Here is a 24,518-nt window from a genome sequence, read left to right as displayed (position 1 = left end):
TTGTGAATATTTATGGTTTTTTGTTATAGGTGTGTAGCGTGGCAAGAAAGAGGAGTAGGAGGTTGTTAAGGTGACCAGCACCTTGGATTTGTTTGAGAAAGCGGCAACGATAAGTCGATGCCGCAAAAAATAACTACCTTAGGCTATGGCTTAACTTAGTTATGCGAAATAACCCTGTCCAATGCCTCTTCTTCTCGAAGTGTCAGAACTTCAACGCCGGTCTCTGTTACAAGCAGCGTATGTTCCCATTGAGCACTTAAACTTCTATCTTTAGTGACAACGGTCCATTGATCTGGCAGCACTTTTGAATAGCGTTTGCCCGCATTTACCATAGGTTCGATGGTAAAGCACATACCCGGCTCCAATACATCACCCGTGCCTGGTTTACCGTAATGAACAATCTGGGGCTCTTCGTGGAAACTTGCGCCAATACCGTGGCCACAGTATTCGCGAACAATTGAATAGTTATGCGCTTCGGCGTGGGTTTGACAAATATGACCGATATCACCAAGACGCATTCCCGGCTTCACTTGTTCGATGGCTTTGTATAAGCATTCTTGAGTTACACGAATAAGGCGCTCGGCAAGAATTGAGGGCTTACCTACTACAAACATTTTTGATGTATCGCCATGATAGCCGTCTTTAATAACGGTAACGTCGATATTAACGATATCGCCGTCTTTCAGTTTTTTGTCAGAAGGTATGCCGTGGCAGATACAATGATTTACCGATGTGCAAATTGACTTTGGAAACGGCGGGTGGCCGTAATTTAGTGGTGCCGGCACTGCCTTCTGCTCGTTTACGATGTAATCGTGGCAGATAGTATTTAATTCGTCAGTAGTCACGCCTTTCTTAACATAAGGCCCTATCATTGTGAGAACCTCGGCAGCCAGTTTACCGGCTACGCGCATTTTCTCGATTTCTTCGGGGGTTTTGATAATAGCTGTCACAGCGCCTCTCAAATCGTTTGAAACTAGTATTGATGAAGAATTTGCTTTTTTACGCAGTATAACACCATTCAGGTCATTCTTAGTAAGGTGCTGAAATTACGTGACTATATTTATGCAACGCTAATGAATGAGGAAGTGTGCCCAAGGCGCTTTACTCACCACTACCAAATCATATCAACCCCCGTCTTTTTGCCCTCAAAACTTGAGGCGAAGGTTAGATTGTGATATAAAGCGCGCGCCCTGACGGAAAGCTCATTTTGCCACACGCATTCAGCACCGTTTTAGAGGGTAAATTTATTTTATTAAAACACACATATACCGACACTTCGTATCGGGGTGTTCAGTTCAATTTAGGTTGGGCTGAATCGATACAAGGGGTATATGGAGGCCTAACCCCAAGAGGAAAATAAAATGGCTAATGTTTCTATGCGTGACATGCTGAAAGCCGGTGTGCATTTCGGTCACCAAACTCGTTACTGGAACCCAAAGATGAAGCCTTTCATCTTCGGTGCACGTAATAAAGTTCATATCATCAACCTTGAAAAAACGGTTCCACTTTTCAACAACGCACTTAACTACCTTTCAGGTGTTGCGTCGAAGAAAGGTAAAGTTCTTTTCGTTGGTACTAAGCGCGCCGCTGGCGAAGCAGTTAAAGATGCTGCGCTTAAGTGCGACCAGTACTACGTAAATAAGCGTTGGTTAGGTGGTATGCTGACTAACTGGAAAACAGTGCGTCAGTCAATCAAGCGTCTTAAAGAACTTGAGCAACAAAGCCAAGACGGTACGTTTGAGAAGCTAACTAAGAAAGAAGCACTTATGCTTCAGCGCGAAATGGACAAGCTTGAAAACAGCCTTGGCGGTATCAAAGACATGGGCGGTCTTCCAGACGCAATCTTTGTTATCGACGCAGATCACGAGCACATCGCTGTAACAGAAGCGCGTAACTTAGGTATTCCTGTTGTTGGTGTTGTTGATACTAACTCTAACCCAGACGGTGTTGATTACATCATCCCTGGTAACGACGATGCTATCCGCGCTATCCAACTTTACTTGGATGCTGCTGCAAACGCTATCAACTCAGGTCGCGAAAGCAACCTTGAAGTACAAGCTGAGCAAGACGACTTCGTAGAAGCGGCAGAGTAATTCTGATTGCTTACTGTCATATCTAGATAATATGGCAGTACTACAATACGAAACGTATTGAGAGGGGCGATATCGCCCCTTTTACCTAACGAATTTATATTAAATGCTGAGGAATTGAAAAATGGCAGTGACTGCAGCACTAGTTAAAGAACTGCGCGAACGTACTGGCGCAGGTATGCTGGATTGTAAAAAAGCCCTGGTTGAAACGGATGGTGACATTGAGTTAGCCATTGAAAACATGCGTAAATCAGGTCAAGCGAAAGCGGCGAAAAAAGCAGGTCGTATCGCGGCTGAAGGTGTTATCCTTACTAAAGTTGAAGGTGGTCGCGCGACCATGCTTGAACTAAACTGCGAAACTGACTTCGTAGCACGTGACGAAGGTTTCCTTAAGTTCGGTAACGCGCTTTTAGAAGTAGCAGCTGCGAACAACATCAACGACATCGAAGCGCTTAATGACGCGGACATGAATGGCGTTAAAGTTAGCGAAGCGCGTGACGCACTTGTTGCTAAAATCGGCGAAAACATCTCTCCTCGTCGCGTTATCAACGTTGAAGGCGATACACTAGGCGCTTATATACACGGCGGCCGTATTGGTGTGATTTCTATCCTAACTGGCGGTTCTGAAGAACTAGCGAAAGACGTTGCAATGCACGTTGCTGCTGCTAGCCCGCAGTTCGTTAAGCCAGAGAATGTTCCGGCTGAAGTTGTTGAGAAAGAGAAAGAAATCCAAATCGAAATCGCTATCCAGTCTGGTAAGCCAGCTGATATCGCTGAGAAGATGGTTGCAGGCCGCATGAAGAAGTTCACTGGCGAAGTGAGTCTGACTGGTCAGCCTTTCGTTAAAGATCCTTCAATCTCTGTTGCTGAGCTTCTTAAGAACAACAGCGCAGACGTTATCAACTTCGTACGTTTCGAAGTAGGTGAAGGTATCGAGAAGAAGACTGAAGACTTCGCTGCTGAAGTAGCTGCTCAAATGGCTGCTGCTAAGAAATAATTGAGTGTTTATCTTTTGCATCAAGCAATAGTTAGATAAACTACAAAGCACCTCCTAGGAGGTGCTTTTTTATAGCTGAACCTCTTTCGTCTTGCCATTGCATTGCGTAAGTGTGAAGCTAGGCGAGACAAGTAAGCGCCTGCCCAAAAAACGAAAGCGCTTTGTCCTATGCTTTTTGCGTATAATGCGACGAAAGGCATAGGACAAAACGGGTTTACGAGGACAATTCAAACTATGAGTATCACACCAAAATCAGCATACCGACGCATTTTGTTAAAGCTTAGTGGTGAAGCCCTAATGGGGGCGGAAGGCTTTGGCATAGACCCTAAAGTGCTTGACAGAATGGCACAAGAAATCAAAGAGCTGGTTGAACTTGGTGTTCAAGTTGGTCTCGTTATCGGTGGTGGTAACCTTTTCCGCGGTGAGGGGCTAGCAAAAGCGGGTATGAACCGCGTTGTTGGTGATCACATGGGTATGTTGGCCACTGTAATGAATGGTCTTGCCATGCGCGATGCGCTACACCGTGCGTTCGTCAACGCTCGCATGATGTCTGCCATCCCGCTTAACGGTGTATGTGATGCGTACAACTGGGCAGAAGCCATCAGCCTCCTCAAGTCAGGCCGGGTTGTCATCTTTTCTGCCGGCACAGGTAACCCATTTTTTACGACCGACTCAGCGGCTTGCTTGCGCGGTATCGAAATTGAAGCGGATGCGGTATTAAAAGCGACAAAAGTCGATGGAGTATATAGCGACGACCCGGTGAAAAATCCGGAAGCTACGCTCTATGAAGAGCTGACTTATCAAGAAGTACTAGAAAAAGAACTTAAAGTGATGGACTTGTCAGCGTTTACATTAGCGCGCGATCACAGTCTACCTATTCGCGTATTCAACATGAATAAGCCAGGTTGCCTAAAACGCGTGGTGATGGGCGAGAAAGAAGGTACTGTAATTCGCCACGCTGACAACGATTAATTAAGAACAATAGGATACAAATCATGATTGATGAAATTGAATTAGATGCGCAAGAGCGCATGGAGAAAAGCCTAGTTGCGCTTAAAAGCCAATTCAGCAAAATTCGCACAGGGCGTGCGCATCCAAGCCTTTTAGACGGCATCATGGTACCTTATTACGGTGTAGATACGCCGTTAAAGCAAGTGGCAAACGTTGTGGCTGAAGACAGCCGCACATTAGCGCTTACTGTATTCGACAAAAGCGCCATTCAAGCCGTTGAAAAAGCGATCATGCAGTCTGACTTAGGCCTTAATCCAATGAGTGCGGGTGGTTCAATTCGTATTCCACTTCCTCCACTTACAGAAGAGCGTCGTAAAGACCTTATTCGCGTTGTTCGCAACGAAGCGGAAGGTGGTCGCGTCGCTATCCGTAACATTCGTCGTGACGCTAATGGCGATGTTAAAGATCTTCTTAAAGAAAAAGAGATCAGTGAGGATGAGAGCCGTGCAGCGGAAGAGAATATCCAATCTATTACTAACGATTTCATTAAAAAAGTTGACAGCATGCTTGCTGACAAAGAAAAAGAATTAATGGAAGTATAGTAAGCATTATGATTGGAAAGCGTTTAAGCGCAGCCAAATCGACGAAAGCTGAGGTGCCAGTAGTAAATACAACTACTGGCCCTAAGCACGTTGCTATTATTATGGATGGCAACGGTCGATGGGCGCAAAAGAAAGGGAAAATTCGTACCTTTGGACATAAAGCCGGGGTAGAGTCGGTTCGTTCTGTCGTGCGCTTTGCGCGTCAAAACAGCATTGAATCTCTCACTCTATTTGCGTTTTCAAGTGAAAACTGGAAAAGGCCAGAGGAAGAGGTCAGTGTTTTAATGGACTTGTTTAATCTTGTCCTTAATAGTGAAGCAAAACGACTACACAAGAATGGTGTTCGTCTGCAGGTCATCGGCGACGTGGAGGCATTTGATGCCAAGCTGGTCGAAAAGATTCGAAAAGCCGAAGCGATGACCAAAGATAATAAAGACTTAGTTTTAAATATCGCTGCAAACTACGGCGGTAGATGGGATATCGTTAATGCTGCTAAAAAGCTTGCTACGCAAGTGAAAAGTGGTGAGATTGACGTTGAAAACATCGACGAAGACGCATTCAATGCGCACATTTCAACCGCTAACCTTCCTGAGTTAGACCTTCTTATTCGCACCGGTGGCGAGCATCGTATAAGTAATTTTTTGCTATGGCAGTGTGCGTATGCTGAATTGTATTTCACTGATGTTCTATGGCCCGACTTCAATGAAGACGTTTTTCAATTAGCCGTAGACGATTTCAATGTTCGCCAACGTCGTTTCGGCCTAACGGGCGAACAAGTAGTTACAGCCGATGGTTAACACCATACAGGCAATTATCAGGCTTGCCCTGGTAACGATAGCCAAGGGCAAATTATGCTAAAACAACGAATAATAACTGCATTAATCCTCGCGCCACTGGCGCTTTACGCTATTCTCTTTCTTCCTATTTTTTGGTTTGAAATAGCCATTGCTGGTGTTGTCGGCATTGGCGCTTATGAATGGGCGAATATGTCAGGCGTATGTGAACGTCCTAAAAAGCTCATTTATATGGCAGGTGCCTTTGCCATATGTATAGCCTTGTCTCTTATTGTTGATGCCAGCACGATTTGGTATCAAGGCCAATTACATGGTTTATACCGTGCCATATTAACGGTTGCCGTATTATGGTGGATAGCGTCTTTATTTATGGTGCTAGCCTATCCCAAATATTCCAAGTTCTGGAAAGACAGTCGCAGCGTTAGAACCCTATTTGGCGCGCTTACGCTTATACCTACATGGGTAGCGGTTGTTGCGCTTCGTACGAGCTTGCACGATGTTGATCCTTTCTATGGTGCTTCACTCATCTTCTATGTGCTGGGGATTGTTTGGGCTGCAGATATAGGTGCATTCTTTGTTGGCGTAAAATTCGGACGCCATAAGCTACGCCCTAACGTATCGCCAGGTAAAAGTTTAGAAGGCTTGTTAGGCGGTATTGCAGCTTCATTCGCTATTATCGCTTTTGCGGCCCTTCACTATCAGGTAGAGCCTTCGCGTATTTGGCTTCACCTTGCTATTGGCGGTATTACGGTGGCTGTTTCCGCCCTTGGCGATTTAAACGAAAGCATGCTTAAGCGTTGTGCGGGCATTAAAGACAGCGGCAAAATTCTCCCTGGACACGGTGGTGTACTCGATAGAATCGACAGCTTAACCGCGGCATTCCCTGTTTTTGCGTTCTGCTATGTAACCTGGATGGCGTAATGCAAACAGTAACAGTGTTAGGGGCCACAGGCTCCATTGGTTGTAATACACTCGACGTAATAAACCGCCACCCAGACAAATATCGCGTATTTGCTATTACTGGCAACTCACAGCTTGAATTGCTTATGGAGCAGGCCCAGAAATGCGCGCCGCGCTATGTGGTAATTGCTGATGACGCTAACTACAAACTAGCCTGTGAGTTAGCATCCCAGTACGGTGTGGATGCAGAAATTCTCGCTGGTGCTAAGGCGCTGGAAGAAGTATCCAGCGCGCCTGAAGTTGATGCTGTAATGGCAGCCATTGTGGGTGCAGCAGGGCTTTTACCCACACTGGCAGCAGTAAAGGCGGGTAAACGGGTTTTGCTTGCCAATAAAGAAGCGTTAGTCATGTCGGGTGCTTTATTTATCGAGGCTGCGAACCAAAGCGGCGCTGAAATTCTTCCTATCGACAGCGAGCACAACGCCATATTCCAGTGCCTACCGCACGATTATGAATATGGTAACTTTGCTGCATCCGGCATTCGTAAAATTCTCTTAACGGGTTCTGGTGGTCCGTTTAGAGAAAGACCGCTTGATAGCTTCTCGTCAATTACAATCGATGAAGCCAGTACACACCCTAACTGGTCGATGGGCAGAAAAATTACAATCGACTCTGCAACTATGATGAACAAGGGGCTCGAGTTCATTGAAGCTTGTTGGTTGTTCGGTGCTGGTGCAGATGATATTGATGTGGTTATTCACCCGCAAAGTATTATTCATTCTATGGTGCAATATGTTGATGGCTCCGTGATCGCACAAATGGGCAATCCTGACATGCGTACCCCTATTGCTTATGGTTTGGCGCATCCTGAGCGAATCGAAGCGGGCGTGACGCCGCTCGACTTTTCTGACATTGGCAATTTCAGTTTTCAAACCCCTTGTTTTGAGCGTTATCCGAATTTGAAGCTGGCTATTGATGCGTGTAAAGAAGGGCAATGTGCAACAACGCGAGTGAATGCGTCAAATGAAGTGGCTGTCGAAGCCTTTTTAGAAGGCAAGATTCAGTTTTGTGATATTGCTAAAGTAAATGACGCCACGCTTAATGCTATGCCCAATGTGTCGGTGAATTCTATTCAGCAAATACTAGAGCAAGACAGCCTTGCAAGAGCAAAAGCTAACGAGATTATTCGAGGTAAATTCCAGTGCTAGCATTTTTATGGAGCCTTGGTGCATTCATTGTAGCCTTAGGTATTTTGGTTGCTGTACATGAATGGGGGCACTTTTATGTGGCTCGTAAATGCGGTGTGCAGGTAGAGCGCTTCTCAATTGGTTTTGGAAAGCCTATATGGCGTAAAACAAGTAAATCAGGCACAGAGTATGTCATCGCTATGATCCCATTAGGTGGATACGTGCGCATGCTCGATGGACGCATTGATGACGTACCGCCTGAGTTAGAAGACAAAGCGTTTAACAATAAACCCGTATTACAGCGCATGGCGGTTATTGCTGCTGGCCCTGGGGTTAACTTTATATTTGCCTTTTTCTCGCTATGGTTAATGTATTTGGTTGGTTTAGATACGGTAAAGCCAGTTGTAAAAAGTATTGAAACAGACAGTATTGCAGCAATCGCTGGGGTACAGCCTGGTGATGAAATCATCAAAGTAGGTGATAGAAGCACACCAGATTGGGAAGCCGTTAATCTTGAGATTGTGTCTAATATCGGCGCGGAAAATGCCAATGTAACGGTGAAAAATTCATCAAATGTCGAAAAAGAACTGACATTTACACTGAAGTCTTGGAACTTTGACCCAGATCGCGAGTCTCCTTTAAGCAGCTTAGGGCTAACCCCTTACCGGCCAGATGCAACGTTGACAGTTGGGTTTGTCGGTGACGGAAGTGCAGCACAAGAGGCTGGATTACAGCCTGGTGATAAGTTATTAGCACTAAACGGTAACAAGCTGCCGTCGTGGGAACGATTAGTGGAAGTGATTGTTGAAAGTCCTGGAGAGCAAATATTGCTTGATATAGAAAGGGATGGACAACCACTTACGTTAAATGCCACGATAGCGCGCCGCGATACACCACAAGGGCAAAGTGGTTATCTAGGTGTTAGCCCAACGTTCGAGCCTTGGCCTGAGGGGTATGTGTTTACCCATCAATATGGCATTATAGAGGCTATTGGGAAGGCGTTAGATAAAACGTGGCGTCTTATGACACTGAGTGTCGAAATGATAGGGAAACTCATTACTGGCGACGTGTCGGTGAAGAATTTAAGTGGACCTATCTCAATTGCTCAAGGTGCGGGAACAAGTGCTGGGTATGGACTTGCGTACTTCTTGAGTTTTCTTGCCTTAATAAGCGTGAATTTAGGCATTATAAATTTATTACCCTTGCCCATGCTTGACGGTGGTCACCTCATGTTTTTTATCGTGGAGTGGATTACAGGCAAACCTGTGCCTGAAGCCGTGCAGGAATGGGGTTACAGAATAGGTGGCGTGCTTCTGTTTATGATAATGGGTATCGCAATTTTTAACGATATCGCTCGCATAACCTGATGGAAATCAGGAAGTACAAAACAGCTAATACAAAACGCGGCCAGGAAAAGAAAAATAGATGAAGTTAAAACAGTTAGTAGCAGCCGGAGCCATTCTTTCCAGTGCTAGCTTTGCCAATGCTGCGGCGCAAGACAGTGAATTTGTCGTAGAAGACATTCGCGTTGAAGGTTTGCAACGTGTTGCACTAGGTGCAGCCTTAACCTACTTGCCCGTTCAAGTTGGCGACGAGCTTAATACATTTAGGGTAACGCAGCTTATTCGCTCGTTGTACTCTTCAACTCACTTCGAAAACGTTGAAATTCTTCGCGATGGTAATACGCTTGTTGTGCGTGTTGCAGAGCGTCCTACTATCAGTAATATCATTTTTGAAGGCAACGATGATATTAAAGATGAGCAGCTTCAGGAAAGTTTGGACGGTAATGGCGTTCGTATCGGTGAGCCGCTTGATAAGACAGTATTGACCTCTATTGAGAACGGCTTAAAAGATTTCTTTTACAGCATTGGTAAATATAACGCTGATGTGACGGCCATCATAACGCCTCTACCGCGTAATCGTGTGGATTTGAAGTTATTGTTTGAAGAAGGCGATGCCGCTGAAATCGAACAAATCAATATCGTTGGTAACGAAATATTCTCTGACGAAGAGCTGATGGAAGCCTTTGAACTGCAATATGACACGCCATGGTGGGATTTCTTATCTGAAACGCGCTACCAACAGCAAACGTTGCAGGGGGATATGGAAACGCTTCGTAACCATTATCTAAATCGCGGTTATCTTCGCTTTAACGTTGACTCTACTCAAGTATCAATGACGCCAGAAAAATCTGGTATTTACATCGCGATGAATGTGTCAGAGGGTGAGCAATACACAATCTCTGAAGTAGAGATTGTGGGTGATGTGCTAGGTCACGAAGAATATATCGAACGGGTGCTCCCCTTAACGACTGGCGAACTTTATAACCAAGCAGAAGTTACTTATACAGAAGAGTTTATCAGTAAGTACTTGGGGCGATTTGGTTATGCTTACCCAACAGTGACCACCGTTCCTGAAATCAATGATGAAGACAAAACGGTGAAATTGACCTTGTCAGTTGACCCAGGTAAGCGTATTTACGTGAACCGCATCAAATTTAACGGTAACGTAGTAACAGCAGATAGCGTGTTGCGTCAAAACGTGAGTCAAATGGAAGGCACATGGTTATCTAACAACTTGCTTGAGTCTTCTAAGAATCAGCTTTCCCGTCTTACCTATATGGAAGAGGTCGAGTTTGAAACGGTTCGCATTCCGGGCTCTGAAGACAAAGTTGATGTTAATTTCAGCGTTAAGGAGCAGCCCTCTGGCTCGTTCAATGCCGGTATCGGCTACGGCGATAGAACAAAACTAAGCTTACAAGCAGGTATTCAACAAGATAACTTCTTGGGTACGGGTAAGCGCATTGGTCTAAACCTAAGCACAGTGTCATATCAGCGAAGTGCCCAAATCACTTACAACGACCCTTACTTCACTATCGACGGCATTAGTTTGGGTGGAAGTTTGGGGTACAGTGAATTTGACGGTTCTGACTTCAACGTTATTCAATATAACTCGAAACGGTGGTCTATCGGCGCGAACGTAGGCTACCCTATTAACGAATTTAACCGTATAAACTTTGGTTTGACTTATAGTAATGTTGAGTTGTTTAACCGTGGTTATTATGAGCAGACTGAGCAGTTCTACAACCAGTTTACCAATGGCGAAGATCCTGATGCTGCGATTAAATACGACAGTTACTTAGCTAGCGTAAGCTGGAGTCGAAGCACGCTAAACCGCGGTCTTTTCCCTACGGCGGGCTCTTCACAACGAGCCTCTGTTAGTATTACCACGCCTAACTCAGACGTTAACTACTTTAAAACGGTATTTGATGGCAAGTGGTACTTCCCATTATCGCGCAACCAGCGTTGGTCATTCTTGGCGCGCGTGCGTTTAGGTTATGGTAACGGTTACGGCGATATTAATGGTAACGAGCAAATACTGCCGTTCACAGAGAACTTTACGGCAGGTGGTGCAGATTCACTGCGTGGATTCGAGAACAATACCGTCGGTCCAAGAGGGGTATTTCTTGGCAACGCGGGTAGTATCGTAGGCCCCGACGGTGAAGCTTTCCCTGGCGATCCAGCCGATGCACAGTTATCTTGGTCTACACGAAGTCTAGGTGGTAACGCCATGGCACTTGGTGGAATCGAACTGATTGTTCCGACGCCATTTGTAGAAGAAGATATGGATAACTCTGTCCGCACAAGTTTGTTTGTGGATGTGGGTAACGTATGGGATACTGAGTTCGATTATGACTATTACAGTCAGTTTCAAGTGGCCGCATCACAAAGAGGCGAGCTATTGGACTATTCTGACTGGAGTCTGTATCGTAGCTCGGCAGGTATATCGGTTCAGTGGATATCTCCAATGGGCCCGATGGTATTCAGCTTCTCGAAAGCGATACAGCAACGTGACGGTGACGATGCAAGATTCTTCACTTTCAACATCGGTCAAACTTTCTAAAACATTAAAGCGAGCGCGTAATAATCGCGCTCTATAACAAGATTTACAAAAGGAGTTCCCTTTGAAACAGTTGGTTAAACATATCGTTGCAGGAGCAATGTTGGGTAGCGCTTTAGTAAGTACGTCTGTGATGGCTGAACAGAAAGTCGCTGTAGTAGACGTTCAAGGTATTTTTCAAGCAATGCCTCAAGCGGCTGAAATACAGAACGCCATCCAAGCTGAGTTTAAAGATCAGCTTGAAGAGGTGAACCAACTTCAGCGCGACGGCCAGTTCTACGCGGAGCGTCTTCAACGCGATGCGGCGACAATGAGCGATACTGAGAAGAAAGAACTTGAACAAAAAATCTTGTCAGTTCGTGAAGAGCTCTCTAAAAAAGGCCAGCCTCTACAGCAAAATATCCAACGCCGCAGCAACGAAGAGCGTAACAAGCTACTTGGCCTAATCAAACAGGCTATTGATTCTGTAGCCGCTAAGCAAGGTTACGACCTAGTACTTAATGCAGGTGCAGTTGCATTTGCAAAAGAAGAACACGACTTATCTGAGCAAGTTCTTCAGCAGGTTAGCAAAACTAACTAATCAACCGTTCTAAACCGTTGAGAAATTGATCAGGCCAACGCCCAAAAGGTGTTGGTCTGATTTGTTTTTTGCGCTTAACAGCGTATGGTTGCCGCCGTTTTAGTTTTTACGGCGAGTTTGACCAAATACCAATCAATCATCCGCATTGGTATGAAATAGTCATGGGTCATGCTTGTATACAGGAGAAAGTTTTTGGCCAATTCACTCAATACCATCGAAATTCAAGAAATTTTGGAATTACTTCCACACAGGTATCCATTTTTACTTGTTGATCGTGTAACAGACTATGTTCTGGGTGAGTCTGTAAAGGCTTATAAAAATATTACCATTAATGAGCCTTGTTTCACTGGGCACTTCCCTGGGCAGCCTATATTCCCGGGCGTTCTTATCTTAGAAGCCATGGCTCAAGCTGCTGGTGTTTTAGGATTTAAGACCATGGGGAATAATGATAAGTTATACTTGTATGCGGGAATCGACAACGCGCGCTTCAAGCGTCCTGTTGTCCCTGGGGATAAGCTTGAGTTTGACGTTGCTCTAGTTAAAGAGCGCAGAGGGATTTGGAAATTTAAAGGTACTGCAAGTGTCGATGGCGACATTGCTTGCTGTGCAGAGTTTATGTGTGCGATGAGAGAGATAGCGTAACGTGATCCATCCTACTGCGGTAATTTCAGACAGTGCAACGATTGGTGAGAACGTCACCATTGGTCCCTTTTGCGTGGTTGACGATAACGTCACCATTGGTGATGGGTGTATTCTGAAATCACATGTGGTGGTACGCGGCCCAACGCGTATCGGTAAAAACAACAAGTTTTATCAGTTTTCTTCAATCGGCGAAGACTGCCAAGATAAAAAGTACGCGGGTGAGCCTACAGAACTTGTGATCGGTGATGACAACGAATTTCGTGAAGGGGTTACTGTTCACAGAGGGACCATCCAAGATAACAGCATTACCATTATCGGTTCTCGCAGTTTGTTTATGGCTAACGCACATATAGCGCATGACTGCGTTTTAGGTGATGATATCATTATCGCGAATAATGTAGCGGTGGCAGGGCACGTTCACATCGACGACTTTGTTATTGTTGGCGGCGCTACAGGTATACACCAGTTTTGCAAAATTGGTGCTCACGCTTTCTTAGGCGCTGGCGGTATCATCCTTAGAGATGTTCCTCCTTTCGTGATGGTAAGTGGCCAAAAGAACGTTCCTCAAGGGATAAACTCTGAAGGCTTAAAACGCCGAGGCTTTTCAAAAGAAGAGATGCTAGAGATAAAGCGTGCTTATAAAGCTATTTATCGCGAGGGAAATACCATTGATGAAGCGATTGAAAAGCTTGCCGAGCCTGCTGATAAATTTGATGGTGTGGCGTTAATGGTCAAGTTTTTACAAGACGCTAAGCGAGGCATCATTCGCTAATTATGTCTACGCCAATTCGTATCGGCATGGTTGCCGGAGAGCCCTCTGGTGATGTGCTTGCCGCTGGAATGGTTGCAGAACTAAAACGCCAATATCCCGATGCCATCATTGAAGGTATTGGCGGTCCAAACATGATAGATGCAGGTTTCCATAGTCTTTTCGACATGGAAACCTTGTCAGTCATGGGGCTTGTTGAAGTCCTTTCCCATTTACCGGCCATCTTGAAGGTAAAGAAACAGCTTCTTGCTCACTTTGAGCAAAACCCTCCAGATGTTTTTGTGGGGATTGATGCCCCGGATTTTAATTTAAGAGTAGAAAAAGCCCTTAAAGCGCGGGGGATTAACACTATCCACTACGTGAGTCCAACCGTGTGGGCATGGCGTGAAAAGAGAATTCACAAGATTGCCAAGGCTGCTAATCGCGTTTTAGGCTTGTTCCCATTCGAGCAAAAGGTCTACGATAAATATAACGTTCCTTACACGTTTGTTGGGCACACTATGGCTGATGCTATTGCGATAGAGCCAGACCAGCAGGCAGCTAGAAAGACACTGGGTATAAACGATGCTGCACCAGTTTTAGCCGTGCTTCCCGGTTCCCGTCGCGGCGAAGTGGACACGCTGCTTCCGGTTTTTCTTGAAACCATAGAGAGTATCCATGCCAAGCGCAGTGATATTCAGTTTCTTATCCCCGCTGCAAACGAGCATCGTCTTGCACAAATAAAAGCATTATTGCTTGAAGCCGACAACGCAGAAGCGCGTTTACCTATTCAGGTAACCCAAGGTACTTCTCGGGATGCCATGATAGCAAGCGATGTAATTTTGCTTGCTTCAGGTACGGCTACGTTAGAGGCTATGTTGTGTAAGCGCCCAATGGTAGCCGCTTATTTACTTGCACCGCTCACTTACAAAATAATGCAGCGTTTATATAAAGCGCCGTTTTTCACCTTACCCAACCTATTGGCAGACGAAGCGATTATTCCCGAGCTACTTCAAGAAGAGGTAAATGCAGAGAATATGAGCAACCAGCTACTCAACTTTTTCGAAAGTGACAATTCAGCCCTCATTGCCCGTTTCACCGACCTCCACCATACGCTAAAATGCAATGCTGATAAAACAGCAGCAAAAGCTGTCGTGGAGGAATTGTTTGCATAAGTTAATTGCCGGCGTTGATGAAGTAGGGCGCGGACCACTGGTAGGTGATGTGGTCACTGCTGCGGTTATTCTCGATCCAGAAAACCCTATCGAAGGACTCACTGACTCTAAAAAGCTTAGCGAGAAAAAACGGCTAGTGCTCGCTCAAGAAATTCGTGAAAAAGCGTTGTATTGGAGTATCGGTAGAGCGAGCCCCGAAGAAATAGACAAGCTTAATATATTGCACGCTACCATGCTTGCTATGATACGCGCGGTAGAAGGCCTGCCTGTAAAGCCGGATTTCGTGCGTGTGGATGGTAACCGTGTACCCGCTTGGAATTTTGAGTCTGAAGCTGTGGTGAAGGGAGATAGCCTGCACGCAGAAATTTCAGCAGCATCTATTATTGCGAAGGTAGAACGCGATAACGACATGATCTCGCTCCATGAAGCTTACCCGCAGTATAATTTTGCTGGGCATAAGGGTTACCCCACCAAAGCACACTTTGAAGCCATTGCTGAATATGGCATTTTAGATTGCTATCGTAAAAGCTTTAAGCCCGTTAAAGCGTTACTTGAAGAGAAATAACATCATGTCATCGCCATTTATTCATTTACGTGTTCACAGCGATTACTCGATGATGGACGGCTTAAATAAAGTTAAGCCTATATTAGGGAAAGTTGCCGAACTTGAGATGCCAGCGGTGGCGATAACCGACCAAATGAATATGTGTGGCTTGGTCAAGTTTTACTCCGAAGCACATAATCTGGGTATTAAGCCGATAATAGGTACCGACTTCTGGGTAACTAATGAATCCTTTGGCGATGAACCGTTCAGACTCACCTTATTGGCGATGAACAACGAAGGGTATAAGAATATTACGGTTCTTATATCTAAAGCGTATCTTCGCGGGCATTTGGCTCATCGCGCAGTGATTGATCAAGCGTGGCTTATTGAGCACAGCGAAGGGGTTATTATTCTCTCTGGTGCTCAGCACGGCGATGTGGGCGTAGGTTTAACGAAGAACAATCCCAAGCTTTTAGACAGCGCTGTCGATTTTTATCAAACTCACTTTCCGGACCGCTTTTATTTAGAACTTATTAGAACAGGTAGGCAGGGTGAAGAAGATTATTTGCACCGTGCGGTAGAGCTTGCCGAGCAGCGCGGTTTGCCCGTGGTTGCCACCAACGAGGTGTGCTTCATTGACCGTGAGGGGTTCGAGGCGCACGAAATTCGTGTATGTATTCATGACGGTTATACGTTAGATGATAATCGCCGCCCTAAGCGATATAGCGACCAGCAGTATCTTCGCACGAGTGAAGAAATGGTTGAGCTATTTAGTGATATTCCAGAAGCCATTGAAAATACCGTTGAAATTGCTAAACGCTGTAACGTGACGGTTCGCTTAAACGAGTACTTCTTACCACAGTTTCCAACCGGCGGGATGACCACCGAAGACTTCTTGGTGAAGGTATCTGAAGAAGGGCTTGAAGAACGGTTAGTATTTCTTTTTCCTGATGAAGAAGAGCGCAACGCCAAGCGCCCAGAGTACGATGACAGACTTCGCATAGAGCTGGAAGTTATCAACCAAATGGGCTTCCCAGGCTACTTCCTTATCGTTATGGAGTTTATTCAGTGGAGTAAGGATAACGGTATTCCGGTAGGGCCAGGGCGGGGTTCGGGTGCAGGTTCATTGGTGGCGTATGCCCTTAAAATTACCGACCTGGATCCTCTTGAATTCGACTTGCTGTTCGAACGTTTCTTGAACCCAGAGCGTGTATCCATGCCCGACTTCGATGTCGACTTCTGCATGGACAGACGAGACGAGGTAATCGACCACGTAGCCGAGCTCTACGGTCGCCAGGCGGTATCTCAGATTATTACCTTTGGTACTATGGCAGCCAAAGCGGTAGTACGTGATGTGGGTCGAGTATTGGGTCACCCATATGGTTTTGTAGACAGAATTTCAAAACTTATACCGCCAGACCCTGGTATGACGCTAGAAAAAGCGTTTAAAGCCGAGCCGCAGCTCCCCGAAGTCTATGAAAGCGATGAGGACGTGAAAGACCTCATTGATATGGCCCGTATCCTTGAAGGTGTAACCCGTAACGCGGGTAAACATGCTGGTGGTGTCGTTATTGCACCAACGACCATCACAGATTTTGCACCTTTGTATTGTGATGACGAAGGTAAAAACCCGGTAACCCAATTCGACAAAAACGACGTTGAAACAGCAGGACTTGTTAAATTCGACTTCTTGGGTCTTCGTACGCTGACGATTATTCAGTGGGCAATAGATATGATCAAAGAGGGCAAAAACGTTGAGGTAGATATCAGCGCTATTCCCCTTGAAGATGCAAAGAGCTTTAGAACCCTTCAAAACGCCGAAACCACTGCGGTTTTCCAGCTTGAATCTCGAGGCATGAAAGAGCTGATTAAGCGCCTTAAGCCGGACTGCTTCGAAGATATCATCGCATTGGTAGCCCTGTTCCGTCCTGGGCCATTACAATCAGGTATGGTAGATAACTTTATCGACCGCAAGCACGGGCGAGAGGAAATTTCATACCCAGATGCCGAATATCAGCACGAGTGCCTTCAAGAAATTCTAGAACCTACCTACGGCATTATCTTATACCAAGAACAAGTAATGCAGATTGCGCAGGAAATGGCGGGCTATTCGTTAGGCGGCGCTGACTTGCTTCGTCGCGCCATGGGTAAGAAAAAGCCAGAGGAAATGGCTAAGCAGCGCGGGACGTTCGCTGAAGGGGCTAAGGGCAATAATATAGACCCTGATTTGGCGATGAAGATATTCGACCTGGTAGAGAAGTTCGCAGGTTACGGGTTTAACAAGTCTCACTCTGCTGCATACGCGTTGGTGTCTTACCAGACCCTTTGGCTAAAAGTGCATTATCCGGCTGAATTTATGGCTGCGGTAATGTCGGCGGATATGGATAACACCGATAAAATCGTGACGCTAGTGGATGAATGCGAGCGCATGGGTATTGAAATACTGCCGCCAGATTTGAATGCGGGCAAATATAAATTTACCGTCGATGGTAAAGGGCGCATTGTTTATGGTATCGGCGCGATCAAAGGTGTAGGTGAAGGTCCTATTGAAGCCATTATCGAAGCGCGCGAAACCCAAGGTGCATTTAAAGATCTTTTTGATTTTTGTGCAAAAGTCGATATCAAACGCGTTAATAAACGGGTGTTAGAAAAGTTAGTGCTGGCTGGCGCCATGGATAACCTAGGTCCGCATCGCGCTACCTTAATGGCTTCGCTACCTGATGCCCTTGCCGCAGCGGGACAGCACGCCAAAGCCGAGTCGTTTGGCCAGTCAGACATGTTTGGTCTATTAACCACCGAGCCAGAAGAAGTACAGCAGGCCTTTGCTGATGTACCAGAATGGCCAGAAAAAGTGTGGCTAGAAGGTGAAAAAGATACCTTAGGGCTCTACTTGACGGGCCACCCCATCAATCAGTATGCGGAAGAATTACGTTATTACACCGATGGTCGTTTAGTTGACCTAAAACCGACTAATAAAGATCAGATGGCTAGCGCGGTGGGCTTAGTGCTTGGCGTTCGTGTTATGACAAACAAACGAGGGCGTCGCTGGGCAATAGTGACACTGGATGATAAGAGTGCCAGAATAGATGTACGTTTCTTCCCAGACATGTACGAACAGTTCGAAAGTGTGTTAGAAACTGACAGAATATTGCTAATAAAGGGACAGGTCAGCTTTGATGATTTCTCTGGGGGCAATACAATCACCGCCCGTGATGTGATGGACATTGTTCAAGCACGAGAGAAAAACGCGAGAGCACTGGCACTGAATATTGACACCCAGTTGCTTGAACCGAAGAAAATGAGTCAGATGCAATCTATCCTGCAGGCATTTAACGGTGGAAGTTGTCCCGTTCAGTTAGCGGTAACCCATCCAGACGCTGAAGTAACGTTAGCGTGTGGTGCAAGGTGGTACGTTACCCCTGAAGACCAACTTTTACACGACCTCAAACAATGTTTGGGAGACAAAGCCGTATCAATTCTCTACCATTAAGGGTTAGAGTTCGTTAGATTGGACATCTCGCGTTTGCATAGGCGAGCGTAGCACGAATAGGACATGAAATGAGTATACAGTTTTTGGACTTTGAACAGCCAATAGCCGAATTAGAAGCAAAAATTGAAGAGCTTAGGTTGGTAAATCAAGGTGGCGAGTTTGACGTTGGTATTGAAGAAGAAATTAATAAGCTTCGCGGTAAAAGTGCGGAACTGACGAAGAAGATCTTTTCAGACCTTGGCGCGTGGCAGGTTTCGCAACTGGCACGTCACCCCATGCGTCCGTACACCCTTGATTATATTCCGCGTATTTTTACCGAATTCGACGAGCTTGCTGGCGACCGTGCGTTTGCTGATGACAAAGCGATTGTGGGCGGCCCTGCGATGTTAGACGACCAACCGGTGATGATTATTGGTCATCAAAAAGGTCGTGATACCAATGAAAAAATTAAGCGTAACTTTGGTATGCCTAAACCGGAAGGTTATCGCAAGGCATTGCGCCTTATGAAAATGGCTGAACGCTTTAACATGCCTATCATCACTTTTATCGACACTCCAGGTGCCTACCCAGGCGTAGGCGCTGAAGAGCGTGGTCAAAGTGAAGCTATTGCGAAAAACTTGTTTGAAATGGCAGAGCTTACGGTTCCAATCGTTTGTACTGTTATCGGCGAAGGCGGCTCGGGCGGTGCACTAGCGATTGGTGTGGGCGATCGGGTAAACATGCTTCAATATTCTACGTACTCGGTTATTTCTCCTGAAGGCTGTGCGTCTATTCTGTGGAAAAGTGCAGAGAAAGCACCTTTGGCCGCTGAAGCGATGGGCGTAAGTGCACCACAAATCAAAGAGCTTGGACTAATTAACAGCATTGTTGAAGAGCCATTAGGTGGCGCGCATCGCGATCACAACGGTATGGCAGCTAATTTGAAAGCCGTTATTAAACAACAGCTTAGTCAGCTTAAAGAGCTGGATAAAACCAAGTTAATGGAAGAGCGTTACGCGCGCTTAATGTCATTCGGTTACTGCTAGGCTGCATGTAGCCTCTGCCCTGAATAGCGCAGAGTCGCCTATAGTTATTGATATCAAGGGGTTGTTTACCGAAGGTAACCAACCCCTTGGCTTTATTAGACAAGTAAAATTAAGAGGCATACCGATAAGTGTCCCGCCAAGTTTCTTCAGTAAGCGAACATGTCGTAAATCGTTTAGAGCACCTTCTATGCGAAGCTGACATGTCTTTGCAGACCCCTCTCGTTGTCGCTTATAGTGGAGGTGTTGATTCTTCTGTTCTTTTGCAAGCCGTAATCGCGTATCGCGAACAGTTTGATGCGCCTATCCACGCGGTTCATGTACATCATGGTTTGAGTGAAAACGCCGACAACTGGGCAGGCCATTGTGAATTGCAATGTCGCCTCGAAGATGTGCAATTTCACCTATATCGCGTAGAGGTAAATACCGGTTCGCGAAAAAGCCTTGAAGCGGAAGCGCGGAAAGTTAGGTACAACGCACTGCTTGAAGTTTGCGAGCAAATAGGTGGCGTTTTGCTGTTAGGTCAGCACGCAGAAGATCAGCTTGAAACCGTACTGTTGCAGCTCAAACGAGGCGCTGGCCCACAGGGATTAGCGGGTATGGGAGAGATGCAGTACCGCGGCAAAACCTTGATTATGCGCCCCATGTTGGCTTTAGAGAAAGCTGATATTGTTACCTATGCAGAGGAAGAAATGCTGCAGTGGGTTGAGGATGAATCAAACCAGCAAAATAGCTTTGATAGAAATTTTTTGCGAAACGAGATTATTCCACATTTACTAAACCGCTGGCCCCAGTTAACTAAAACGGTGGGTCGCAGTGCAACGCTTTGTGCAGAGCAAAGCGCGCTTGTGGTTGACTCGGCACAGTCATATTATGAGGAGTGTAAACGCACGGCGTTAAGGCTAGACGGGCAAAAACTTGCTTCTTTATCACCGCCTTGGCAAGCCATGGTGATAAGGGCGTGGTTTAATGCACAACGGCAGCTTTCACCGTCTAAAGCACAAACCGACCAAGTACTATCGATGTTAAAGGCGAAGCATGATGCAACACCTGAAGTAAACTTCAAGTGGGGAAGGGTGATTCGGTTTGACAAAGACCTATACTGGGTAGCAAATACAACACATGAACCTGACGCAAGTGGCACGTTAAACCTCAATACTGACAATCATCTTCCCTGGCTCAATGGGGCGATAACCGTTTCTTTAACCCAGAACAAAGAGGACGACAAGGTTACGTTTCAAACCAATGCGCGTAACCTTCGCATCAAGCCTGAGCACGCTAGCGTATCTAAACCATTAAAGGAATGGTTAAAGGTGTGGCGTATTCCGCGATGGGAGCGAAATGGCGCGCCAGTTATTTACCTAAATAGCCAACCTATAGCCTTAATTGTTAATAGGGAATGTGTTTACTTGCAACCAAGGGAACCGCGTATCCATGTGTCTTTCAAATCAGATTAAGTTTTGTTGCTCAATACGTGAAACGGCGTTGGCTAATGAACGGTTTTCAAAAATAGCGCTTCTAGGCAGGTATTTTGGTCAAATCTCATGACCGTGCAGTGCGATATTAAGTAAACCTACATACTGAATTATAGTGATCAATCTCAAGTGGTGCTCAGAAGTAGAAGAAAAGGCGGCTATATTTTGCCTCTTTTTAAAAGGCTAAAACGTCTATGCCGCTTGATAGCTATTTTTGCCTGAATTTTTGACGCGATACAAGGCGTTGTCTGCGCGGTCGAAAATGCTGCTCATTGTGTCGCCGTCTCTGTATATAGCACCGCCTAAACTCGTCGATACTTCCAAACCTGCCAAATAGCTAGAGCTGTTTATGCTCGATTGAATACGCTGTGCAGCGCAGGCAAGCTGGAGCTGTGTCTGACAATCTAGCAAGCAACAGAATTCGTCGCCGCCATAGCGGAATGCCTCATCCTCGTCTCGCAGCATTTTTGAAAGGTGCGAGGCGACGTGCGCCAGAACTTTGTCACCCTCGCCGTGCCCGAAGTTGTCGTTGACGTACTTGAAGTTGTCTAAATCTATAACTAAAAGCGCAAAGGGTTCATCATGTCGTTGCGCCCAGCCAAGCTGTCTTGTCATAGATTGCTCAAAACCCGCTCGATTACCTAAACCCGTTAATATATCTTTGGTCGCCATTTGCTGGACTCGCGAAAGATCCAGCGAATGTTTTACCTGTTTTCCAAATAAATCATGGAGTTGGAAAAGCGCTTCCCGTTGCGATAATGATAATGGTGAACTAATGTAATAGTACACATGGGCTTGTTTGCCATTGATTGTGTGAGCACCTTGCAGAGGTAAATCAATTAGCGTCGACGATATTTTCGCATTGCCATAAACCCAACGGGAGTCAAAATCAGATAAGCTAAACCCGACAACCGGCAATAACGTGTTTAGCTGCTGAAAGTAAACGCCACCTAACTCTTGTAACTCAAGCGTAGAAAGCAGCTGTGTCACGAAGCCTGATAGTTCACTAAATGATAGTGAGTTACCCGTGCTTTCAGCAGGATAAAAGTTGCTATGTTGTGTGCTATCGTAGACTGACGTAGAGAAATCCACAGTAGTGCCCCTATACAAAGTGCGTTGATATGCAAAGAAACAAGTGTCAAAGCCCTGACGTTTCTGTGGCCTAGCTTTCAATTTTTGAAAGGTTTTATGGCGGTCACAATGGCAAAACTTGCCGAATCTGCATTTGTACTAAAGGTTTTTGCAAAACAAGTGCCAATAAGGGAAGGTGGTTTGATTTTCTATTTTAAATGTGAGGATACTACTCTTACATGGTGCTTTTAGGGCTCACAATAATAAGCAAATACGGTTAGATTTATCATTGGGTATACGGTAGGTGCTCGACAGTAAACCGCAAAAATCTGTTGCGCTATTGCATAGCATATTCATTAAAGTTTCGGAGGTAATGTGGGAACAAGTTTTTTAAATGTTGTGATACTGATGTTTATATCGGTATGCGCCGTCGCTCTATTTAAACGTGTTCACCTTCCTCCTATTCTGGCTTACCTTTTTGCTGGTATCTTGGCTGGGCCGCAGATCTTTTCGGTTTTCGCGCACCCAGAGGAAATGCATCTCTTGGCTGAAGTAGGGATCGTTTTTCTGCTTTTTTCCTTGGGGCTAGAATTCTCCTTACCTAAATTACTCGCCATGCGCTCTTTAGTATTTGGGGTAGGTTTAGGGCAAATGGTCTTCACTACCGCTGTATTTACCTGTGTGCCTTTGTTCTTCGGTATTTCAGTGAGTGCCTCAATTATTATAGGCGGCACTCTCGCTCTTAGCTCTACGGCGATTGTTATTAAACAAGCCACCGAAATGGGGATCCTCAATAACCGGCGCACGCAGCTGGCTGTCAGTATTTTACTCTTTCAAGATTTAGCGGTTGTTCCGTTCTTAATTGCCATTCCTCTTTTAGCGCAAACCGGTGAAGTGAGCATTGCGCTTGCCCTAGGTGAAGCGTTACTCAAAGGCGTTTTCGTTATTGCATTTTTGATGTCTGTAGGTAAGTGGTTACTTCCTTGGGTATTTAGAGAAATAGCGAAAACCAGAACAGACGAGCTGTTTGTTCTGACCACTATTCTCATTGCTTTGTTGGCAGGTGGGCTAACCTATTACTTTGGGTTATCTATGGCATTGGGCGCATTTCTGGCCGGCATGATGCTCGGAGAGAGCCAATATAAATATCAGCTTGAAGCTGATATACGCCCTTTTAGAGACATATTAATGGGGCTGTTCTTTGTGACAGTCGGAATGCAGTTAGAACTCACTGTACTATGGGACAGTTTGTTTGACATTGTTTTCGGTGTATTTGCACTTATGATCACCAAAGTGGTACTCGTGAGAGTCGCTTCTTTACTGGTTAAAACAGACGCTATAGATGGATGGTCAGCAGGCGTTAAGCTATGTCAGATCGGAGAGTTTAGCTTTGTTATTGCGGCACTCGCCACTACACATGGTGTACTCACATCAGAACAATCATCTCTCATCGTGAGTATAGGCGTCATCAGTATGGCACTAACACCTTGGCTAATGAACAATAGTGTCACCATTGCTAAACGCATTGTTAATAACGACTTATCTTTTGACGATAATATTAGTCACAGTGCGGGCGCTCAACTCACTAACCATGTGGTTATATGTGGTTTTGGTCGAGTAGGGCAATCGGTGGCGAGAATGCTGAAAATGGAAGGTATTCACTTTGTCGCCATTGATATGGATCCTGTGAGGGTGCACGAGAGTCGAAACGCAGGGGAACCCGTTATTTTCGGTGACGCTAGTCAAAAAGACATTTTGCTTAATGCCAATATAGAAAGTGCCAAACTCGTATTGGTTACCTTTGATCAAATTGATAAAGCGAAGCAAGTTATTACCCAAACACGAAGTATTACCGAGACGACAGATGTGATGGTGAGAACGAAGCGAGATTACCAGCTCGATAGTTTGTATAACGCCGGCGCCAATCAAGTGGTTCCGGAACTTCAGGAAGGGAGTTTAATGTTAGTTTCTCAAGTACTGCATTATGCCGGCGTGCCCATGTCACGTATTTTAAAGCGAGTTCGAGCGGAAAGGAAAGGCCGTTACGATCATATGCATGGCTTTTATCCAGGAGAAACCACTGAAATCACTTATGGCACAGAAGATAAACTAGAATTTATTCACGCGGTGGTGCTGTCTGAACACGCATCGTGTATCGGAAAAGCAATAAAAGATATAGATTTCTCTAAAATGCGGGTGGTAATCAAAGGGTTGAGGCGAGACGGCAACGAAGTAAAAGACCCTGATAAGGACGCCATCTTACAGGCCCACGATGTACTCGTTATTGCAGGTAAACCTCGACGGGTAGAGCGGGCAGAGCGCAAGTTATTAGAAGGTAGCTAGCGCGCGG

General features: G+C 45.6%; 20 protein-coding genes. 18 read left to right on the top strand and 2 right to left on the bottom strand.

Features of this window, described 5'->3' with window-relative positions; genetic code table 11:
* Positions 1-155 precede the first annotated feature (155 nt).
* Entirely contained in the window at positions 156-950 is a 795-nt protein-coding gene (gene map, locus JC525_RS01790; RefSeq protein WP_198813842.1) for a type I methionyl aminopeptidase, read from the bottom strand.
* Between the two features lie 411 nt (positions 951-1,361).
* Between map and rpsB the strand changes: the two genes are divergently transcribed.
* The 17 genes from rpsB to tilS all read left to right on the top strand — a co-directional run bounded on the left by rpsB (position 1,362) and on the right by tilS (position 21,079).
* Positions 1,362-2,093, top strand: a complete 732-nt coding sequence (gene rpsB / locus JC525_RS01785; protein WP_198813840.1) for a 30S ribosomal protein S2 — start codon at positions 1,362-1,364, stop codon at positions 2,091-2,093.
* Between the two features lie 121 nt (positions 2,094-2,214).
* On the top strand, positions 2,215-3,087 hold the full coding sequence (gene tsf, locus JC525_RS01780; protein ID WP_198813838.1) for a translation elongation factor Ts: 873 nt from the start codon (positions 2,215-2,217) through the stop codon (positions 3,085-3,087).
* 234 nt (positions 3,088-3,321) lie between these two features.
* Positions 3,322-4,059 (top strand): UMP kinase, encoded by a 738-nt coding sequence (pyrH, locus tag JC525_RS01775; protein WP_014948554.1) that lies wholly within the window; start codon positions 3,322-3,324, stop codon positions 4,057-4,059.
* Positions 4,060-4,082: 23 nt separating this feature from the next.
* The gene (gene frr, locus JC525_RS01770; protein ID WP_198813836.1) at positions 4,083-4,640 is read left to right on the top strand and encodes a ribosome recycling factor; all 558 of its coding nucleotides are present in this window, start codon (positions 4,083-4,085) and stop codon (positions 4,638-4,640) included.
* Between the two features lie 8 nt (positions 4,641-4,648).
* Positions 4,649-5,437 (top strand): polyprenyl diphosphate synthase, encoded by a 789-nt coding sequence (gene uppS, locus JC525_RS01765; RefSeq protein WP_198813834.1) that lies wholly within the window; start codon positions 4,649-4,651, stop codon positions 5,435-5,437.
* A gap of 54 nt (positions 5,438-5,491) precedes the next feature.
* On the top strand, positions 5,492-6,355 hold the full coding sequence (locus JC525_RS01760; protein WP_014948557.1) for a phosphatidate cytidylyltransferase: 864 nt from the start codon (positions 5,492-5,494) through the stop codon (positions 6,353-6,355).
* Entirely contained in the window at positions 6,355-7,542 is a 1,188-nt protein-coding gene (gene ispC / locus JC525_RS01755; RefSeq protein ID WP_014975851.1) for a 1-deoxy-D-xylulose-5-phosphate reductoisomerase, read from the top strand. Before JC525_RS01760 ends, ispC begins: the two co-directional genes overlap by 1 nt.
* Entirely contained in the window at positions 7,536-8,888 is a 1,353-nt protein-coding gene (gene rseP, locus JC525_RS01750; RefSeq protein WP_198813832.1) for a sigma E protease regulator RseP, read from the top strand. The genes ispC and rseP overlap by 7 nt, the downstream gene beginning before the upstream one ends.
* 58 nt (positions 8,889-8,946) lie before the next feature.
* The gene (bamA, locus tag JC525_RS01745; protein ID WP_198813830.1) at positions 8,947-11,424 is read left to right on the top strand and encodes an outer membrane protein assembly factor BamA; all 2,478 of its coding nucleotides are present in this window, start codon (positions 8,947-8,949) and stop codon (positions 11,422-11,424) included.
* Between the two features lie 61 nt (positions 11,425-11,485).
* Complete coding sequence (locus JC525_RS01740; RefSeq protein WP_012517573.1) at positions 11,486-12,001, top strand: OmpH family outer membrane protein; 516 nt, start codon at positions 11,486-11,488, stop codon at positions 11,999-12,001.
* Between the two features lie 192 nt (positions 12,002-12,193).
* Entirely contained in the window at positions 12,194-12,643 is a 450-nt protein-coding gene (gene fabZ, locus JC525_RS01735) for a 3-hydroxyacyl-ACP dehydratase FabZ (protein ID WP_105932351.1), read from the top strand.
* Position 12,644: 1 nt separating this feature from the next.
* Positions 12,645-13,415 carry an acyl-ACP--UDP-N-acetylglucosamine O-acyltransferase gene (gene lpxA / locus JC525_RS01730; RefSeq protein WP_198813828.1) on the top strand — a complete coding sequence of 257 codons (771 nt, stop codon included), beginning with the start codon at positions 12,645-12,647 and terminating at the stop codon, positions 13,413-13,415.
* Between the two features lie 2 nt (positions 13,416-13,417).
* Positions 13,418-14,566, top strand: coding sequence for a lipid-A-disaccharide synthase (gene lpxB, locus JC525_RS01725; protein WP_198813826.1), 1,149 nt, complete (start codon positions 13,418-13,420; stop codon positions 14,564-14,566).
* Positions 14,559-15,131: a ribonuclease HII gene (gene rnhB / locus JC525_RS01720; protein WP_198813824.1), complete on the top strand. Its 573-nt coding sequence runs from the start codon at positions 14,559-14,561 to the stop codon at positions 15,129-15,131. The genes lpxB and rnhB overlap by 8 nt, the downstream gene beginning before the upstream one ends.
* A gap of 4 nt (positions 15,132-15,135) precedes the next feature.
* The gene (gene dnaE, locus JC525_RS01715; protein WP_198813822.1) at positions 15,136-18,600 is read left to right on the top strand and encodes a DNA polymerase III subunit alpha; all 3,465 of its coding nucleotides are present in this window, start codon (positions 15,136-15,138) and stop codon (positions 18,598-18,600) included.
* A 68-nt stretch (positions 18,601-18,668) separates the two neighbouring features.
* A complete protein-coding gene (gene accA / locus JC525_RS01710) occupies positions 18,669-19,625 on the top strand; it encodes an acetyl-CoA carboxylase carboxyl transferase subunit alpha (protein WP_198813820.1) in 957 nt (318 codons plus the stop codon).
* A gap of 200 nt (positions 19,626-19,825) precedes the next feature.
* On the top strand, positions 19,826-21,079 hold the full coding sequence (tilS, locus tag JC525_RS01705) for a tRNA lysidine(34) synthetase TilS (RefSeq protein WP_198813818.1): 1,254 nt from the start codon (positions 19,826-19,828) through the stop codon (positions 21,077-21,079).
* Between the two features lie 210 nt (positions 21,080-21,289).
* Here the strand turns inward: tilS and JC525_RS01700 are convergent, their stop codons facing one another.
* On the bottom strand, positions 21,290-22,189 hold the full coding sequence (locus JC525_RS01700; RefSeq protein ID WP_198813809.1) for a GGDEF domain-containing protein: 900 nt from the start codon (positions 22,187-22,189) through the stop codon (positions 21,290-21,292).
* A 354-nt stretch (positions 22,190-22,543) separates the two neighbouring features.
* Between JC525_RS01700 and JC525_RS01695 the strand changes: the two genes are divergently transcribed.
* On the top strand, positions 22,544-24,511 hold the full coding sequence (locus JC525_RS01695; protein ID WP_198813807.1) for a cation:proton antiporter domain-containing protein: 1,968 nt from the start codon (positions 22,544-22,546) through the stop codon (positions 24,509-24,511).
* Positions 24,512-24,518: the final 7 nt, after the last annotated feature.

The organism is Alteromonas sp. IB21 (assembly GCF_016405965.1).
Classification (GTDB): Bacteria; Pseudomonadota; Gammaproteobacteria; order Enterobacterales; family Alteromonadaceae; genus Alteromonas.
The sequence above is the reverse complement of the archived record's forward strand: the minus strand, read 5'-3'. Positions and strand labels throughout refer to the sequence as shown.

Coding starts and splice junctions, on each gene's coding strand:
- pyrH (WP_014948554.1), top strand. CDS start 3,322: ATGAGTATCACACCAAAATCAGCATACCGACGCATTTTGTTAAAGCTT.
- dnaE (WP_198813822.1), top strand. CDS start 15,136: ATGTCATCGCCATTTATTCATTTACGTGTTCACAGCGATTACTCGATG.
- bamA (WP_198813830.1), top strand. CDS start 8,947: ATGAAGTTAAAACAGTTAGTAGCAGCCGGAGCCATTCTTTCCAGTGCT.
- ispC (WP_014975851.1), top strand. CDS start 6,355: ATGCAAACAGTAACAGTGTTAGGGGCCACAGGCTCCATTGGTTGTAAT.
- accA (WP_198813820.1), top strand. CDS start 18,669: ATGAGTATACAGTTTTTGGACTTTGAACAGCCAATAGCCGAATTAGAA.
- tsf (WP_198813838.1), top strand. CDS start 2,215: ATGGCAGTGACTGCAGCACTAGTTAAAGAACTGCGCGAACGTACTGGC.
- JC525_RS01760 (WP_014948557.1), top strand. CDS start 5,492: ATGCTAAAACAACGAATAATAACTGCATTAATCCTCGCGCCACTGGCG.
- frr (WP_198813836.1), top strand. CDS start 4,083: ATGATTGATGAAATTGAATTAGATGCGCAAGAGCGCATGGAGAAAAGC.
- lpxB (WP_198813826.1), top strand. CDS start 13,418: ATGTCTACGCCAATTCGTATCGGCATGGTTGCCGGAGAGCCCTCTGGT.
- uppS (WP_198813834.1), top strand. CDS start 4,649: ATGATTGGAAAGCGTTTAAGCGCAGCCAAATCGACGAAAGCTGAGGTG.
- rpsB (WP_198813840.1), top strand. CDS start 1,362: ATGGCTAATGTTTCTATGCGTGACATGCTGAAAGCCGGTGTGCATTTC.
- tilS (WP_198813818.1), top strand. CDS start 19,826: ATGTCTTTGCAGACCCCTCTCGTTGTCGCTTATAGTGGAGGTGTTGAT.